Annotated in this window: 14 protein-coding genes; 3 read left to right on the top strand and 11 right to left on the bottom strand. The window is 67.6% G+C overall.

Annotated elements, in window-relative coordinates; all coding sequences use genetic code 11:
- Nucleotides 1-33: 33 nt before the first annotated feature.
- Complete coding sequence (locus OHA70_RS27825; protein ID WP_328322615.1) at nucleotides 34-753, top strand: class I SAM-dependent methyltransferase; 720 nt, start codon at nucleotides 34-36, stop codon at nucleotides 751-753.
- On the opposite strand, the gene OHA70_RS27820 is transcribed toward OHA70_RS27825, so the two are convergent.
- From OHA70_RS27820 to OHA70_RS27810, 3 genes are read right to left on the bottom strand one after another with little or no spacing between them, the layout of a single operon-like run.
- Complete coding sequence (locus OHA70_RS27820) at nucleotides 750-1142, bottom strand: DUF1801 domain-containing protein (protein WP_328322614.1); 393 nt, start codon at nucleotides 1140-1142, stop codon at nucleotides 750-752. The two genes, OHA70_RS27825 and OHA70_RS27820, sit on opposite strands and share 4 nt — an antisense overlap.
- Nucleotides 1142-2011 (bottom strand): LysR family transcriptional regulator, encoded by an 870-nt coding sequence (locus OHA70_RS27815; RefSeq protein WP_328322613.1) that lies wholly within the window; start codon nucleotides 2009-2011, stop codon nucleotides 1142-1144. Before OHA70_RS27815 ends, OHA70_RS27820 begins: the two co-directional genes overlap by 1 nt.
- A gap of 28 nt (nucleotides 2012-2039) precedes the next feature.
- Complete coding sequence (locus OHA70_RS27810) at nucleotides 2040-2402, bottom strand: VOC family protein (protein ID WP_328322612.1); 363 nt, start codon at nucleotides 2400-2402, stop codon at nucleotides 2040-2042.
- Between the two features lie 129 nt (nucleotides 2403-2531).
- Here OHA70_RS27810 and OHA70_RS27805 point away from each other — a divergent pair, with 129 nt between their 5' ends.
- Nucleotides 2532-3065 (top strand): dihydrofolate reductase family protein, encoded by a 534-nt coding sequence (locus tag OHA70_RS27805; RefSeq protein ID WP_328322611.1) that lies wholly within the window; start codon nucleotides 2532-2534, stop codon nucleotides 3063-3065.
- On the opposite strand, the gene OHA70_RS27800 is transcribed toward OHA70_RS27805, so the two are convergent.
- The 7 genes from OHA70_RS27800 to OHA70_RS27770 all read right to left on the bottom strand — a co-directional run bounded on the left by OHA70_RS27800 (nucleotide 3058) and on the right by OHA70_RS27770 (nucleotide 12198).
- Nucleotides 3058-3501 carry a hypothetical protein gene (locus OHA70_RS27800; protein WP_328322610.1) on the bottom strand — a complete coding sequence of 148 codons (444 nt, stop codon included), beginning with the start codon at nucleotides 3499-3501 and terminating at the stop codon, nucleotides 3058-3060. The genes OHA70_RS27805 and OHA70_RS27800 overlap by 8 nt on opposite strands.
- Before the next feature lie 84 nt (nucleotides 3502-3585).
- Nucleotides 3586-5484 (bottom strand): DUF3352 domain-containing protein, encoded by a 1899-nt coding sequence (locus tag OHA70_RS27795; RefSeq protein WP_328322609.1) that lies wholly within the window; start codon nucleotides 5482-5484, stop codon nucleotides 3586-3588.
- A gap of 46 nt (nucleotides 5485-5530) precedes the next feature.
- Nucleotides 5531-6196 (bottom strand): hypothetical protein, encoded by a 666-nt coding sequence (locus OHA70_RS27790; protein ID WP_328322608.1) that lies wholly within the window; start codon nucleotides 6194-6196, stop codon nucleotides 5531-5533.
- A 22-nt stretch (nucleotides 6197-6218) separates the two neighbouring features.
- Nucleotides 6219-9764: a DNA polymerase III subunit alpha gene (dnaE, locus tag OHA70_RS27785; RefSeq protein WP_328322607.1), complete on the bottom strand. Its 3546-nt coding sequence runs from the start codon at nucleotides 9762-9764 to the stop codon at nucleotides 6219-6221.
- Nucleotides 9765-9938: 174 nt separating this feature from the next.
- A complete protein-coding gene (locus tag OHA70_RS27780; RefSeq protein WP_328322606.1) occupies nucleotides 9939-10871 on the bottom strand; it encodes an RluA family pseudouridine synthase in 933 nt (310 codons plus the stop codon).
- Nucleotides 10868-11611, bottom strand: a complete 744-nt coding sequence (gene lspA / locus OHA70_RS27775) for a signal peptidase II (RefSeq protein ID WP_328322605.1) — start codon at nucleotides 11609-11611, stop codon at nucleotides 10868-10870. The genes OHA70_RS27780 and lspA overlap by 4 nt, the downstream gene beginning before the upstream one ends.
- Entirely contained in the window at nucleotides 11584-12198 is a 615-nt protein-coding gene (locus tag OHA70_RS27770) for a TraR/DksA family transcriptional regulator (protein WP_328322604.1), read from the bottom strand. The genes lspA and OHA70_RS27770 overlap by 28 nt, the downstream gene beginning before the upstream one ends.
- 504 nt (nucleotides 12199-12702) lie before the next feature.
- On the opposite strand from OHA70_RS27770, the gene ileS reads away from it, so the two are divergent.
- Nucleotides 12703-15855 (top strand): isoleucine--tRNA ligase, encoded by a 3153-nt coding sequence (gene ileS, locus OHA70_RS27765; protein WP_328322603.1) that lies wholly within the window; start codon nucleotides 12703-12705, stop codon nucleotides 15853-15855.
- Between the two features lie 361 nt (nucleotides 15856-16216).
- On the opposite strand, the gene OHA70_RS27760 is transcribed toward ileS, so the two are convergent.
- Nucleotides 16217-16696, bottom strand: a complete 480-nt coding sequence (locus tag OHA70_RS27760; RefSeq protein ID WP_328322602.1) for a MarR family winged helix-turn-helix transcriptional regulator — start codon at nucleotides 16694-16696, stop codon at nucleotides 16217-16219.
- Between the last annotated feature and the right edge of the window lie 30 nt (nucleotides 16697-16726).

The following is a 16726-nucleotide window of genomic DNA, read 5'->3' as shown; positions in this document are numbered from 1 at the left end:
AACTCAGGCGCCGGTCCCGCCGTTGGACCGGACATGAGCAACCTGACGAGTTCGTACGACGAACTGGCTGACGTCTATCACGCAACCGTCGATCCTGACGGCGCCGGCCTCGACGACCCGACCTTCGACGAACTGGTGGGCGACCCCCGCGGCCAACGAGTCGCGGCGGTCGCCTGCGGCCAGGGCCGGGAAGCCCGCCGACTGGCCGACCTCGGCGCACAAGTGGTCGGCATCGACGCCTCGGAGCCGATGCTCGCCCACGCCCGCGCACTCGAAGCGCAGACACCTCGCGGGATCGAGTACCTGCACGGCAACGCGCACGATCTCCAGCCACTCGCCGACGCGTCGTTCGACGGCGTCGCCTGCCACATGGCCCTGATGGACATCCCGGAACTCGAGCCCACCATCCGATCCGTCGCCCGGATCCTCAAGCCCGGCGGCTGGTTCGTGGCCTCGATCATCCATCCCTGCTACAAGTCACCCGCCCACGGCGACCTGGTCGACCACGTCGAAGGCACCTATCGGCGGATCGCCGGCCGCTACTTCGAAGAAGGCCCGCACACCAGCCTCACCCGCTGGGAAATCCTGCCGCGGGTCTCCTACCACCGGACACTGTCCACCTACATCAACACCCTCGTGAGCGCCGGCCTGCAGCTCACCCGCCTGGCCGAACCCGTCGGCGACAAACCGGTCTGGAAGGAGGCCGCGGGAGTCCTCTACTTCAGCTGCCGAGCAATGGCAGCAGGGCGCTAGGCGTTCTTGAGTTTGCGCCAGCCCCCAGCGCGGTTGTTGGTGATGATCTGGCGGAGCATCGTGCTGAGGGCCGGCTCGTTGATCGGCTCGTTCTCGTGGATCGAGATCATCCGGGCGGTCTTGTTGTCGTGGCCGCCGGTGATGATGCCGTCCGGATCGGGGACGATCGCGCCGTCGTACAGGAAAATGTTGACGTGGGTCTTGGCTGCCAGCAGGGCGCAGACGTTGCCCTGCAGCACGAAGTACGGCTGGACCGTGCGCTTGATCGTCTCTTCGAGCTCGGGGTCGGCGGCGTGCACGAGGTCGCGCACCCGGTGGCAGATCTCCTGCTGCCAGTCGGGCAGCTTGTCGATGTAGTCGTCGACCCGTGGGTCCTTCTCGTAGCTCATCAGATGCTCCAGGTGAGTCCGGCCGCGATCTCCGCGAAGTCGTGAATGGTTCGGGCCCGGCGGGTGGCGCTCCAGGCCAGGCAGACGTGGTTGGGGCCGATGTCCTCGATCGGCACCGCGACCACATCCGGGCGGGTGTAGAAGCTTGCGGTGGAGAGGGGCAGGACCGAGATTCCGTTGCCCGCAGCAACGTGTTCGAGCTTCTCCTCGACGTTGTGGAAGACGGGCACCCGCCCGGGGCGCCGCTCCCGCAGCTCGACGGCGAGGTCGCGCCACTCCGGTACGGCGTCAGGGTCCTGCAGCAGGTGCTCATCGGCGAGGTCGCTGATTCGGAGGGACGGTTTGCCCGCCAGCCGATGGTCCGTCGGCAGCATCACCACCCGCGGCTCCTCGAACAACGGCCGAACCGTCAGTCCCTGCTGGTCGATCGGCAGTCGCACGATGCTCACGTCGGCGCGACCATCCCGTAGTACCTCGATCTGGTCGTGCCAGGACGTCCGTACCAGCTCGATCGTGAGTTCCGGGTACTGCGCGGTGAAAGCGCGCACTGCCGTCGTCACCGTGATGCCCGGCATGAAACCAATCGTGAAGGTGCCCGCCGGCCGCGCCGCCCGGACCACCCGGACCCGGGCCGCCTCGGCCGCGGCGAGCAACGGGCGACCGTCCTCCAGCAACTGCCGCCCGGCCTCGGTCAACTCGGTGGCCCGCTTGGTACGCACGAACAGCTGGACCTTGAGCTCGTCCTCCAGCGCCCGGATCTGCCGCGACAGCACCGGCTGAGCGATGTGCAGCCGCTCCGCCGCGCGGCCGAAATGCAGCTCCTCGGCCACTGCGACGAAGTACCGGACCTTGCGCAGATCGACGTCCATAGCGCCACCTCCTGATACCTGCAGGGTATTACTCCTGGGTGAGGTAGAGCCGGTTGCCGTCCTGGTCGGTGAAGGTGAACATCGGCGGCACCCCCGGCCAGGAGATCAGCTCGCTCGTCTCGACGCCCTGCTCGGTGAGCGCCGCGTGGGCGGCGGCAGCGTCCGTCGTGGCGAGCCGGATGCCCGTGTCGACGCCGACCGCCGCGGCCTGCAACAACGCGACTGAGGTCGCCCCGCCCGGCAAACCGACAACCAGCCAGCGCCCGCCGAGCTGCGGCAGCGGCGCGTCCATCAACTTCTCGAAGCCCAGCTTGCGCTCGTAGAACTCCAGCGCCTGGTCCTGGTCGGCAACGGGGATCGCGACGGTCCGGACGGCGGTGATGTGGTGCATTTCGGGTTCCTCCTAGGGTGTCTTTACCCCTAGGTAGAGACCGCCCGGCAGATTTCGACACGCTCCACCGATGAGTTTTCGCCGCCCCGCTCGTCTTGATGTTCGAACCCCGACCAAGGAGGCAGAACGATGGCGAAGGTCCTGTACCACGTGACGATGTCGCTCGACGGTTTCATCGCCGGCCCGGAGCACTCGATGGAGTGGATGAAAGTGGCCGACAGCGGGCCGCAGCCGGAAGGGATGGAGGTGGCCAAGACGTCGGGCGCGGCGCTGGCCGGGCGGCACGGGTACGAGATCGGGCGGCAGGCGGGCAGCAAGCTGTACGGCGGTGCTTACAGCGGGCCGATCTTCGTACTGACCCACAACCCACCCACCGACGAGACGAACCCGGCGTACACGTTCGTCAGCGGCGACATCCGCCCGGTCATCAAGACCGCGCTGGAGGCAGCCGACGGCAAGGACCTGCTGATCCTCGGCGGAACCATTGCCGCCCAATGCATCAAGGCAGGCGTGCTCGACGAGATCTTCATCCACATCGCCCCGGTGCTACTCGGCCAGGGCATCCCGCTGTTCCGGAGCACCGGCCCGGTGGTCACCCTCGAACCCATTTCGAGCACCCAGGTCGGCAGATCCACCAACCTGCGCTACCGGTTGACTAGCTGACTTCTGTCGGCGGTACTTCGCTGAGGTAGCCCTCGAGATCCGGGTCGCCAGTGAGCAGGTGCCGGACCCAGGCCGCGCGCTCGTGCTCGGTCAGGGCCAGTTCCCAGACGCAGCCGGTAGAGAACGCCTGCATGGGTGCCAGAGCGGTCGGACGGTCCAGCGGTGAACGGAAGTAGGCCAGGGACAGGTCGACCTCGCTGCTCCACCAGTAGATGAGCACGAAGTTTGCGGGGCGGGCGCGGTGGGCGATCACGAAAGCGGCCCGCCCATGAGAGTCGGGTGGCAAGGTTACTGCGGCGAACATTCGTGCGGCATGCAGCAGTACGGGGTCGGGCTCTCCTTCTACCGCCAGACCGTAGAGCTTGGTTGGCCAGGTGCCGATCTGCTCCACGCCGTACTGGGTGACGGGGCGTGGGCGGTGGTTGGTTTTCTCCACCGGGCCAGGGTGCCTGGTCCGAGGGTCGTCGAATGGCGAAAGCCCGGACAGCCGTTGTCGGCTGTCCGGGCTTTGGCGGTTGAGTTACTTGGCTACTACTCGGAGGGTGAATTCGGCCTGGCCGTCGCCGGTTACCCGGCTGGTGAGGCCGGCTGAGCGGAGGGCGGCGTAGTCCTTGTCGGTGCCGATCTTCTCGTCCAGCGAGCCGATGGCGGCGAAGTCGACGTAGCCGACCGCGAGTGCGCCGGACATGTCCGGTACCGCCTGCTTGAAGCTCTCGGACTGGCCGAGGTTGCCGCCCTTGAGGACCTGGTCGGCGTACTCCTGATCGGTCGCGAGGACGAGGGTCTTGTCGTCCTTCGCCTTCTTGATCGGGATCTCCCCCACCGGCGAGCGGGTCTGGATCAGCTCGGTCACCTTGTCCACTACCGACTCGGCCTTGGCCGGGTCGGTCTCGATCCGGGCGGCGATCTTCGGGCCGTTGCTGCTGTCCTTGTCGACCGCGACCGTCAGGTTCTTGCCGAGCAGCGGCTTCAGGTCGTCCGGCAGAACCAGCCCGTACTCGTCGGTGAAGCCCTTCGTCAGCTCGGGCAGGTTGAGGTCCCCACCGGCCGTCTTCTCCAGCTGAGTCCAGATCGTGTCCACCAGGTTCGCGCCGTCGGACAGCGTGAACGCCCCGGCGGTCGTGTCGGGCAGCTTGGCGATCTGGTCACCGGCGTTCGCCGAGCCGACCTTGATCGACTTGTCGCCGCGCGCGATGCCCTTCAGCTCCACGTACTGCGAATCGAACCGCAGCGCTGCCGCCGCACTTCCCTCGGGCAACGTCGAGCCCTTGCCGGCGAGCCCCTTCGGAGCCATCGCCGACAGCCCCTTCATGTCCGCCCACAGGGAGACGAAGCCCTGCTCGCCGAGCGCGTCCATGTCGGCCTTGAAGGTCGCGTTCTCGGACAGCGGGCTGTCCTTGCTGCTGGCAACGGCCGCGTCGACGATCGCCTGGTTCTCCGACAGCAGCACATAGCCGTCGGTGAACACCCGGCCGGGCTTCTCGTCCTCGTTGGCGAACAGCTTGTCGAGCCCCGCCGTCGCCTTCTTCTCGTCCTTGACCTCGACCGCGACCACCGGGTCCGGCTCGTCGCCCTGCTTGCCCGGCACCGCGGCGACACCCGCGCGGTCACCCAGCCAGGGCTTGATGTCCTTCTCGAAGTCGACGTCGGCCAGATCGTCGCCGGCGTCCTTCTTGATCAGGTCGAACAGCTTCTGGCGCAGGTCGTCCTTGTCGCTCGTCAGGCCGATCTTCTCCTTGGCCGACGGGAACTTGAGCATGAACCGGACAGCGGCGACCTTCTGGCCGGCTGACGGGTTCAGGTCGATCCGCGCGTAGGCGACAGAGTTGCCCGGGAGAACCTCCGCCGGCTGACCGCCACCAGCGAGCTTGCCGTAGGCGAAGATGCCACCGCCGGCGACTACTGCGACGACCGCGACCCCTGCGACCAGCGGGATCAGCTTGCCGCGCTTCTTCGGCTCCGGCTGCCACTGCATGGTCTCGGGCGATCCGTACGGTGGTTGTCCGCCGCCACCGTGCGTCTGCTGCGGGTAGTCCGGCGAACCAGGCTGCGGCCACAACTGCTGCCCCTGAGGCTGCTGCTGCCCGTACTGCCCCGGCTGCCCTCCCCCGTACTGCGGGCCCTGCGGCTGCTGGCCGTACTGCGGGTACTGCTGGCCCTGCGTCGGCTGCTGCCCGTACTGCGGGGGCTGCTGCGCGTACGGCCCACCCTGCGGCGGCTGTCCAGGCTGGCCGGACTGCGACTGGCCGGGCTGCGACTGGCCGTACGGCGCGCCCTGGCCGGGCTGACCGCTATAGCCTGGTTGCTGGCCCTGCGGAGCGTACGGATTGTTCTGCGGCTGGCCGCTGTATGGGCCCTGCTGGCCGCCAGCGGCACCTTGGTGGTGCCCGCCGGTCGGCGGATTGGTGTTGTCAGACATATGGCCCCCTCACGTCGCCGGTAGCCTCACCACCGGCCGAAACAGGCTAATGCACCTGCGGTGAGGATTCGGACGCGCCAGATACCGATCCGGTTGCAACGGGATCTGCCCGCCACGTCGAGGCAGCGATGATGGCCGCCGCCAGCGCAGCGCCAACAAGCCAGGCAGCCAGCGGCGTCCACGTGTGCAGCTCGAGCGGCGCGTCCAGCAGATCCCCCGGCTTGGCAGTCTCCAGCCGCGCCTGCAGCGGGTCGTGCCCCAGCAGCATCCCGACACCCCAGGCAACCCCGGATCCGAGCGCCGAACCGAGTACGACGATGCTGACCGCCCACGGACCGTAGTTGCGCAACCACCAGAACAGCAACGCGCCCAGCACCAGCGCAGCCAGGAACCCGATCGCGGTGAAGGTGCCGTCGGGGCCGAAGACCTTAGTCATCTGCTCCTCACCGAGCGACCCGCCGTTCTCGTCCACCGTGTACTGCGCGAGCGGCGAGAACTGCTGCCAGGCCCAGCCGGCGATCGCACCGGCGACGAGGAAGACGGCAATCGTCACGGCGATCGCCCTGCTCCACGGCAGCTTGGGCTCCTCGACCACTACCGGCGTACCGAACGGCTGCTGACCGTAGCTCTGGCCGTACGCGGACGGGCTGTGCATATCTCTGCCCCGCCCCGCCGCCCCGGTCAGGTCTGGGTTGTCTACTGGCTGACTCACATTGCCAGTCTTGCAGGTCCCGCTAGCCCGCCAGGCACGACGGGCCCAGCAACGCCTTCAGATCCGCCATCAGCGACGAGGTCGGGGTCACCCGGAACCGGTCGCCGATCCGCATCACCGTCGTCTTCTGCCGTGCCTGCAGCCGCAACTGCACCTCGGTCATGCCGGGGTGCGACTGCAGTACGTCGCGGAGCTGGTCGACCACCGGCGGCGTGCACCGGTTGACCGGCATCGTGATCACCACCGGGCCGCTCGGGCCTTGGGTCAGGTCGGGCACGGTGACCTCGTCACCGCTCAGCTCGACGCGGTCGTCGCGTCGGCGGATCCGGCCCTTCATCATGATGATCGCGTCGTTGCTCAGCAGATGCGCGTGCAACTGGTACGCCGAGGAGAACATCATCACCTCGATCGAACCTTCGAGGTCCTCGATGGTGACGATCGCGTAGATGTCGCCGCGCTTGTTCACCTTGCGCTGGACCGCGGTGACCAGACCGCCGATCGTCACCTTGGTGCCGTCCGGCCGGTCCTCGTCCGCGAGCAGCTGACCGATCGTGCAGTCGGTGTTGTTGGTGAGCACGTGCTCGACGCCGAACAGCGGGTGGTCCGAGACGTACAGGCCGAGCATGTCGCGCTCGTGCGCCAGCTTGGTCGCCTTGTCCCACTCCTCGATCTCCGGCACCCTCACGGTCAGCCGGCTGTTGCCGTCGGCCGGCTCGTCGTCGTCGCCCATCGAAAACAGGTCGAACTGGCCGTGCGCCTCGTTCCGCTTGAGGTCGATCGCCTCGTCGACGGCCTGTTCGTGCACCGCGACGACCGCGCGCCGGGCGTGATTCATCGAGTCGAACGAGCCGGCCTTGGCCAATGACTCGATCACGCGCTTGTTGCAGACCGGCAGCGACACCTTGTCGATGAAGTCGACGAAGTCCGTGAACCGCCCCTCGGACTGGCGGGCCGCGACGATCTCGGCCACCACGTTGACCCCGACGTTGCGGATCCCGGACATGCCGAAGCGGATGTCGGTGCCGACCGGGGTGAAGTCCGAGTCGGACTCGTTCACGTCCGGCGGCAGCACCTTGATGCCCATCCGGCGGCACTCGTTCAGGTAGATGGCCATCTTGTCCTTGTCGTCCTTCACGGACGTCAGAACTGCGGCCATGTACTCCGCGGGGAAGTTCGCCTTCAGGTAGGCGGTCCAGTACGAGACTAGCCCGTAGGCCGCCGAGTGCGCCTTGTTGAACGCGTAGTCGGAGAACGGGACCAGGACGTCCCACAGCGCCTTGATCGACTGGGCGGAGAAGCCGTTGGCCTTCATACCCTCGGAGAAGCCGACGTACTCCGCGTCGAGCACCTCGCGCTTCTTCTTGCCCATCGCCCGGCGGAGCAGGTCCGCCTTGCCGAGCGTGTAGCCACCGAGCTGCTGGGCGATCGCCATGACTTGCTCTTGGTAGACGATCAGCCCGTACGTCGTCCCGAGGATCGGCTCGAGCGCGACCGCGAGTTCGTCGTGCGGGTAGCTGATCTCCTGCTGCTTGTTCTTGCGCAGCGCGTAGTTCGTGTGGCTGTTCGCGCCCATCGGGCCTGGCCGGTAGAGCGCGCCGACGGCCGAGATGTCCTCGAAGTTGTCCGGCTTCATCAGCCGCAGCAGCGCCCGCATCGGGCCGCCGTCGAACTGGAAGACGCCGAGCGTGTCACCGCGGCCGAGCAGCTCGAAGGTCGGCTTGTCGTCGAGGCTGCGGCCGAGCGCGTCCAGGTCCAGCTTGATCCCGCGGCTGGCCTCCACGTTCTTGACCGCGTCGTCCATGATCGTCAGGTTGCGCAGACCCAGGAAGTCCATCTTGACCAGGCCGAGCGTCTCGCAGCTCGGGTAGTCGAACTGGGTGATGATCTGGCCGTCCTGGTCGCGGCGCATGATCGGGATCAGGTCGATCAGCGGCTCGCTGGACATGATCACGCCGGCCGCGTGCACACCCCACTGGCGCTTCAGGTTCTCCAGGCCGCGGGCGGTGTCGACGATCTTGCGCACGTCGGCGTCCGCCTCGTACAGCTGGCGGAACTCGCCCGCCTCGGAGTACCGCTTGTGCTGCGGGTCGAAGATGCCAGACAGCGGCACGTCCTTGCCCATCACGGCCGGCGGCATCGCCTTGGTGATCCGGTCGCCCATCGCGAACGGGTAGTCGAGCACCCGGCCGGCGTCCTTGATCGCCTGCTTGGCCTTGATCGTTCCGTAGGTGACGATCATCGCCACCCGGTCGTCGCCGTACTTCTCGGTGACGTACCGGATCACCTCAGGGCGGCGGCGGTCGTCGAAGTCGATGTCGAAGTCGGGCATCGACATACGTTCCGGGTTGAGGAAGCGCTCGAAGATCAGGCCGTGCTGGAGCGGGTCGAGGTCGGTGATCCGCATCGCGTACGCGCACATCGACCCGGCGCCGGAACCACGGCCGGGGCCGACCCGGATGCCGTTCTCCTTGGCCCAGTTGATGAAGTCGGCGACGACCAAGAAGTAGCCCGCGTACCCCTTCGAGGTGATGACCTCGATCTCGTACTCCGCCTGCTTGCGTACGTGGTCCGGAACCCCGGCCGGGTAGCGCTTGTGCAGGCCGGTCTCGACCTCGGCGACGAACCAGGACTCCTCGTTGTGCCCGTCCGGGCAGGGGAAGCGCGGCATGAACCGGCCCTCGCCCTCGGTGAAGCTCACGTCGCACTGCTCGGCGATCAGCAGCGTGTTGTCGCAGGCCTCCGGGTAGTCCTTCCAGACCTCGCGCATCTCAGCGGCGGTCTTCACGTAGAACTCGTTCGCGTCGAACTTGAACCGGTTCGGGTCGGACAGGGTCGAGCCGGACTGCACGCAGAGCAGCGCCGCGTGCGCGACGGAGTCCTCGGGCTTGGTGTAGTGCAGGTCGTTCGTCGCGACCAGCGGCAGGCCGAGCTCCTTGGCCAGCTTCAGCAGGTCGCCCTGGATGTTGCGCTCGATGCCGAGGCCGTGGTCCATCAGCTCGCAGTAGTAGTTCTCCGCGCCGAAGATGTCCCGGAACTCGGCGGCCGCCTTGATGGCCTCGTCGTACTGCCCCAGCCGCAGCCGGGTCTGCACCTCACCCGACGGGCAGCCGGTAGTCGCGATCAGGCCCTTGCCGTACGTCTGCAGCAGCTCGCGGTCCATCCGGGGCTTGAAGTAGTAGCCCTCGAGGCTGGCCAGCGACGACATCCGGAACAGGTTGTGCATGCCCGACGTGTTCTTCGCCAGCAGCGTCATGTGCGTGTACGCACCGCTACCCGAGACGTCGTCGCGACCCGAGTTGGCGTCGCCCCACTTGACCCGCTTGCGCTCGCTGCGGTGGGTGTGCGGCGTCAGGTACGCCTCGACGCCGATGATCGGCTTCACGTCGTACTTCTTGGCGGTCTTCCAGAACTCGTACGCCCCGAAGACGAAGCCGTGGTCGGTGGTCGCGATGGCCGGCTGACCCATCTCCTGGGCCGTTTTGAACAACTCGTCGATCCGCGCGGCGCCGTCCAGCATCGAGTACTCGGTGTGCACATGTAGATGCACGAAACTGTCGCTGGACGCCATGTCTTCGCAGACCTCCCAGAGGCGTTGATGAGTGGAACTGCGCCAGCCTATGCGGGGCCATGGACAGTCTTTGAATCGGCTCACCGACGGCCGGATCGGCCGCCCGATATCCGGTCGTGGACGACACCAGTTCCACACCAGTCGGCGGTCCGCCGCTGGCCGTAGTACAGGGAATTACTGGTCGCCGGCGAGTTGGTTCAGGGCGTTGTCGAGGTCGTCCGGGTACTCGGACGTGTACTCGACGTACTCGCCGCTGCCGGGGTGGGTGAAGCCGAGGCGCATGGCGTGGAGCCATTGGCGGGAGAGCTGGAGGCGCTCGGCGAGGACCGGGTCGGCGCCGTAGGTGAGGTCGCCGGCACACGGGTGCCCGATCGCGGACATGTGGACGCGGATCTGGTGCGTCCGGCCGGTCTCCAGGGTGATCTCGAGCAGGGTGGCGAAGCGGAACGCCTCGAGCGTCTCGTAGTGCGTGACGCTGGGCTTGCCGCCCGCGACGACGCCGAACTTGTAGTCGTGGTGCGGGTGCCGGTCGATCGGGGCGTCCACGGTGCCGGTGAACGGGTCGGGGTGACCCTGGACCAGCGCGTGGTAGATCTTCTTGACCGTGCGCTCCTTGAAGGCGCGCTTGAGCACGGTGTAGCTGTACTCCGTCTTGGCGACCACCATCAGGCCCGACGTACCGACGTCGAGCCGGTGCACGATGCCCTTACGCTCGGCCGCTCCGCTGGTCGAGATGCTGAAGCCGGCGCCGGCGAGGTGGCCGATCACGGTCGGGCCGGTCCAGCCCGGTGACGGGTGGGCGGCGACTCCGACCGGCTTGTCGACCACGATGATCTCGTCGTCGTCGTGGACGATCCGTAGGTTGTCGACGGTCTCCGGTACCACCCTGATCTCACCCGGCGGCGCGGGCAGCTCGACGTCGAGCATGCCGCCGGCCGAGACGCGGGAGGACTTGAGTGCCGGGGAGCCGTCCAGCTGGACCAGGCCGGACTCGATCATCTCGGCGGCCTTGGTCCGGGAGACTCCGAACAGGCGGGACAGGGCGGCGTCGAGCCGCTCACCGGCGAGCCCGTCGGGAACCATCACCGTGCGTGCGTCGCCGCTCATTTCTTCCCCACGTCTTTACTGCCGTCGAGCCGGATTCCGCGCAGGGTCTGGATCACCAGCAGGATCGCGGCGGAGGTAACCGCCATGTCCGCGACGTTGAAGATCGCCCAGTGCGGCGTCTGCAGGAAGTCGACCACATGCCCATGGAACGGCGACGGCTCCCGGAACACGCGGTCGGTGATGTTCCCGATCGCGCCCCCGAACAACAGCCCGAACGCCACCGCCCACCCGATCGACCCCAGCTTGCGCGACAGGTAAACCACCCCCACCGCCACGACGATCTGAATCGCACTGATCACCGGCGTCAGGTTCGACCCCAAGCTGAAAGCCGCTCCCGGATTCCGGATCAGATTGAACTTCAGCAACGAGCCGATGACATTGACCGGCTCCCCCGGCGTCAGATGATGCAGGGCAAGCACCTTGGTCAGCTGATCAAGCCCGAGCACCAGCAGTCCAACCACGGCGAACAACACCACCAACACGCGCCGCCCGCCGGCTGCGCCGGCGGGCGGCGCGGAAAAGGCGGGGTCGCCGGAGGCCTCGTCAGCGCTGGCGGCGGAGGCCGGTAATGCGGCTTCGCCGCCGGCCGCTGCCGAGCTGCCGGCTACGCCGGCGCTCTCCGCAGGAGACGAGGAGGAACCGGCCGACTCGAGGTCGGCCGGTTCGGTCTTCGGGGTCTCGTCCCCTGGCAGGTGGGACGGGGTGGTGTCGCTCAGCGGCGTTCTTCGCGTTCTTTGCATGACACGCACAGTGTCGCACGGGGGAACGCCTGCAGCCGACCCTTGCCGATCGCCTTGCCGCAGCTCTCGCAGAGGCCGTAGGTGCCGTCGTCGATCCGGGACAGCGCGCGCTCGATCTGGTCGAGCATGTCGCTCGCGTTCCGGGCCAGCGACATCTCGTGGTCGCGCTCCAGCGTCGTCGAGCCGACGTCGGCCTGGTCGTTGCCGGCCCCGTCGCCACCGTCGCGGAGCAGTCCGACGATCTCCTGCTCGGCGTCGCGGATCTCTTCCTTCAGGTGGATCGCGTCGGCCTCGAGCTCACCGCGCAGCTCCTCCATCTCGGCCGCGGTCCACGGCGTCTCGCCGTCCTTGACCGTGAAGTTCTCGGCCTTCTTGGCCGGCACCTTGGCCGGCGCTGTCGCCGGGGTACGGTTCTCGTTCGTCTTCATGGCCACCCTCTTACTCGGAGTCTGCTTGGCAGCGGCCTTCTTCGCTGAAGGCTGTTGGGCCGGGGCCTTCGTGGTGACCGGCTCGGCGGAGTTCGCGGCGCTCTTCGAGGCCGCGGCGGGACGTCTGGGGGCGGACTTCTTCGGAGCCGATGTAGCCATGGCCGGCTACCCCCTGCCTTCGTCGGAGACTGAAGCGGACTGGTCGCAAGACAGTAGGTCACGTGAAGGCCACGTGCCAGCCCGACGCGCAGACCGTGGACATACGGTAGTCGGTTCTTCAAGCCCACTCGATGTTCCGCGCGTCACAGCCGCGTCTCGGAGCTTCTTCAGCAAGCAATTGCTTAAGTTTCGGCACCGTCTCAGCAACCCGCACGAGCATTGTGGGGGACGAACCTTGTCCTGACCAGTGATTAACGATTCGTAGCCGGATGGAACGAAGTCGTACACTGGGCCCGCACACCGCAAGGCAGTGATGGGGCGATCACCCCGGAGCCGCCGGAAGAACGGTCCTCACGGACTCACTAGACCCGGCAGCGGAGCGTAACGAAGTGGGCAGGTCCCCCCGGACCGGCCAAGGAGGGTGGTACCGCGGAGCCCGGCGACGACGCCGAGGCCTCGTCCCTTCGTCCAGCAAGCACGACGCTCGACGAAGGACGAAGGAACATGGCGGAGACACCCAGCACCCCGTGGCAGCAGATCCCGGCTCAGGTCGATCTGCCCGCGATCGAGCGCGACGTGCTCGCGCACTGGGACGACCAGGACACCTTCGCCAAGAGTCTCGAGCAGACCGCCGGCGGTGAGCCGTGGACCTTCTTCGAGGGCCCGCCGACCGCGAACGGCATGCCCGGCACGCACCACATCGAGGCGCGCGTCTTCAAGGACGTCTTCCCGCGCTACCGGACGATGAAGGGCTTCTCGGTCGAGCGCAAGGCCGGCTGGGACTGCCACGGCCTGCCGGTCGAGGTCGCGGTGGAGAAGGAGCTCGGCTTCAGCGGCAAGAAGGACATCGAGGCCTTCGGCATCGCGGAGTTCAACGCCAAGTGCCGCGAGTCGGTACTACGCCACGTCGACGCCTTCGCCGACCTGACCACCCGGATGGGCTACTGGGTGGACATGGAGCACCCGTACCGGACGATGGACCCGGAGTACGTGCAGTCGGTCTGGTGGTCGCTCAAGCAGATCCACGACAAGGGTCAGCTGGTCGAGGACTACCGCATCACTCCGTACTGTCCCCGCTGCGGCACCGGCCTGTCGGACCACGAGCTGGCGCAGGGCTACGAGACCGTCGTCGACCCGTCGGTCTACGTCCGCTTCCCGCTCACCTCGGGCCCACTAGCCGACAAGGCCTCGCTCCTGGTCTGGACGACGACCCCCTGGACCCTGGTCTCCAACACGGCCGTCGCTGTCCACCCGGACGTCGACTATGTGGTCGCCACCGACGGCACCGAGTCGCTGGTCGTGGCTGAGCCGCTGCTGAGCGCACTGGGCGAGGGCTGGACCGTCACCGACCGGTACGCCGGACGCGACATGGAGCGTTGGACGTACCAGCGGCCGTTCGAGCTGGTGGAATTCCCTGAGCCGGCGCATTACGTAGTACTGGCTGAGTACGTGACCACCGAGGACGGTACTGGTCTCGTGCACCAGTCCCCCGCGTTCGGTGCCGACGACCTCATCGTCAGCCGCGCCTACAACCTGCCGGTGGTCAACCCGGTCGAGTCCGACGGCACCTTCAAGGCCGACGTGCCGCTGGTCGGCGGGCAGTTCTTCAAGAAGGCCGACGAGGACCTGGTCAACGACCTGCGCGACCGGGGCGTCCTGTTCAAGCACGTGCCGTACGAGCACCCGTACCCGCACTGCTGGCGCTGCCACACCCCTGTCATGTACTACGCGCTCCCCTCCTGGTACATCCGCACCACCCAGGTGAAGGACGCGCTGCTCCGCGAGAACGAGAAGACCAACTGGTACCCGGACTCGGTCAAGTGGGGCCGGTACGGCGACTGGCTGCGCAACAACATCGACTGGGCCGTCTCCCGCTCGCGCTTCTGGGGTACGCCGCTACCGATCTGGCGCTGCGCCGACGACCACCAGGTCTGCGTGGGGTCGCTGGCCGAGCTGGGCGAGCTGGCCGGCCGCGACCTGAGCGCGACCGATCCGCACCGGCCGTTCGTCGACGACATCACCTTCGCCTGCCCGACCTGTGGCGAGGAGTCGACCCGGGTAGCCGAGGTGATCGACGCCTGGTACGACTCGGGCGCGATGCCGTTCGCGCAGTGGGGCTACCCGTGGGCCGAGGGGTCGCGGGAGAAGTTCAAGAAGTCGTACCCGGCGGACTTCATCTCCGAGGCGATCGACCAGACCCGCGGCTGGTTCTACACGCTGATGGCGATCGGCACGCTGGTCTTCGACGAGTCGTCCTACCGCAACGTCGTCTGCCTCGGGCACATCCTGGCCGAGGACGGCCGGAAGATGTCCAAGCACCTGGGCAACATCCTCGAGCCGATCCCGCTGATGGACAACCACAGCGCCGACGCGGTCCGCTGGTTCATGGCCTGCTCCGGCTCGCCGTGGAAGGCGCGCGGCATCGGGCCGAACGTGCTCAACGAGATCGTCCGCAAGGTCCTGCTGACGTACTGGAACACGGCCGCCTTCCATGCCCTGTACGCCCGGTTGGCCGACTGGTCGCCGACGGACGCCGCTCCCCCGGTGGCCGAGCGGTCGGTGCTCGACCGGTGGCTGGTGAGCGAGACGCATCGGCTGGTCCGCGACACGGACGAGGCATACGCGGCATACGACACGCAGAAGCTCGGCGCGCTGATCAGCCAGTTCGTCGACGTGCTGTCCAACTGGTACGTACGCCGCTCGCGCCGTCGCTTCTGGGCGGGCGACGCCGGAGCGCTGGCCACGCTGCACGAGACGCTCGACGTGCTGACGCGACTGATGGCGCCGTTGACGCCGTTCGTCACCGAGCGGGTCTGGCAGGACGTGTTCCGGCCGGTCACGCCGGGGCTGGCCGAGTCGGTGCACCTAGCCGCGTTCCCGGAGTACGACGAGACCGTGATCGACGACCGGCTGGCGACGCACGTGTCGATGGCTCGACGGGTCGTCGAGCTGGGCCGGTCGGCTCGGGCCGAGGCGAAGGTCCGTACGCGGCAGCCGCTCGGTCGCGCGCTGGTCGGGTCGGCGGCGATCGCCGATCTGGACGACGAACTGCTGCGCGAGATCGCCGAAGAACTCAACGTCGGCGCGGTCGCACCGCTGTCGTCGGCCGGCGAGGACCTGATCGACTACTCGGCGAAGGGCAACTTCCGCGAGCTAGGCAAGCGCTTCGCCAAGCAGACCCCGGTCGTCGCGGCCGCCATCGCCGCCGCCGACGCGGCTGGTCTGGCGGCGTCCTTGAAGGCGTCCGGTACTGCGACCGTGCAGGTCGACGGTGCCGACGTCGAGGTCTCCGCCGACGAGGTGCTGCTGTCGGAGCGCCCCCGCGAAGGCTGGTCGGTCGTCAACGAACAGGGCGAGACGGTTGCCCTCGACCTCGAAATCACCCCGGAGCTCAAGCAGGCCGGCCTCGCCCGCGAGGTGGTCCGGACATTGCAGGAGGCCCGCAAGAACTCCGGCCTCGAGGTCTCCGACCGGATCACCGTCTGGCTGACCAGCACGGACTCGGAGCTTTCCGATGCCCTGGGCAAGCATGCGGACGAGATCGGCCGCGAGGTACTCGCCACCACCCTCACTCAGTCGGCACCGCCGGCGACGGAGGCGTTGACCACCGGGACCGACAACGACCTCGGCCTGACCTACTGGCTCACCAAGGCCTAGCCCCTCCCCTCATCCCGACGCGAACCATTTGAGGGGTTAACCCCCGACGTGGTGGGTTGCCACCCCTGAACCGAGGGTGACAACCCACCATTTGAGGGGTCAACCCCTCAGATGGCGTGCTCGGATGGTGCCGAGGGCAGCGTTTGCGGCCACCACGGGCGTCGCGTGGTGGCCGCCGGTCTGGGCGGATCGCCAGCACATCAATAGCCCTGCAAATCAGCCCACTCTGGCCAGGTAAGCGCTTGCTCGGCGGGTATCGATGTGCTGGACGTCGGTCCCCGTTGCGCATAGCAACCAATCCCGGCGGCCGCGGGCCGGCGCGGCGTCGACGGCGGGTGCGGGGCTGCGGGTGGGAATGGCGTCAGGTGGGTGGGCGGACTCGGCGGGATCGTAGGGCTGGGGTGGCGTTCAGGTGGTGGAGTACGTCGATCAGGAGTAGGCGGGCCGCATCGATGCGGGCGGCGCCCAGTGACTCTTGGAGTTCCAGCTCGATGGCGGCTCGGTGTTTGCGGGCGGATGCGATGACTGCTTGGCCGCGAGGGGTGAGGGTCACCAGCTTGGCGCGGGCGTCGTCGGGGTCGGGGGCTCGGGAGAGATAGCCGCGTTTCTGGAGGTCGGCGACCGATTTCGAGGCAGCCTGCTGGGTGACGCCGAGCAGGTCGGCCAAGGTGCTGATCGTCACAGGTGCCGTGACCAGATGCTGGAAGATCACCCCGTCGGCGAAGCGGGAGTCCTCGAAACCGTCGGCGCCGAGGCGACGCTGGAGTTCGTCGGCCAGCGCCCAGCCGGCGAAGAGCGAGGCCAACGAGAGGTCCGCGTCGGCCGGGTCGAAATCTGCCATGCCGAGAACTGTACAACCGCGGTTGTGCAT

The organism is Kribbella sp. NBC_00382 (genome assembly GCF_036067295.1).
In the GTDB taxonomy this organism is placed as follows: Bacteria; Actinomycetota; Actinomycetes; order Propionibacteriales; family Kribbellaceae; genus Kribbella.
Note: the sequence above shows the minus strand (reverse complement) of the source record. Positions and strands in the feature narration are given on the sequence as shown.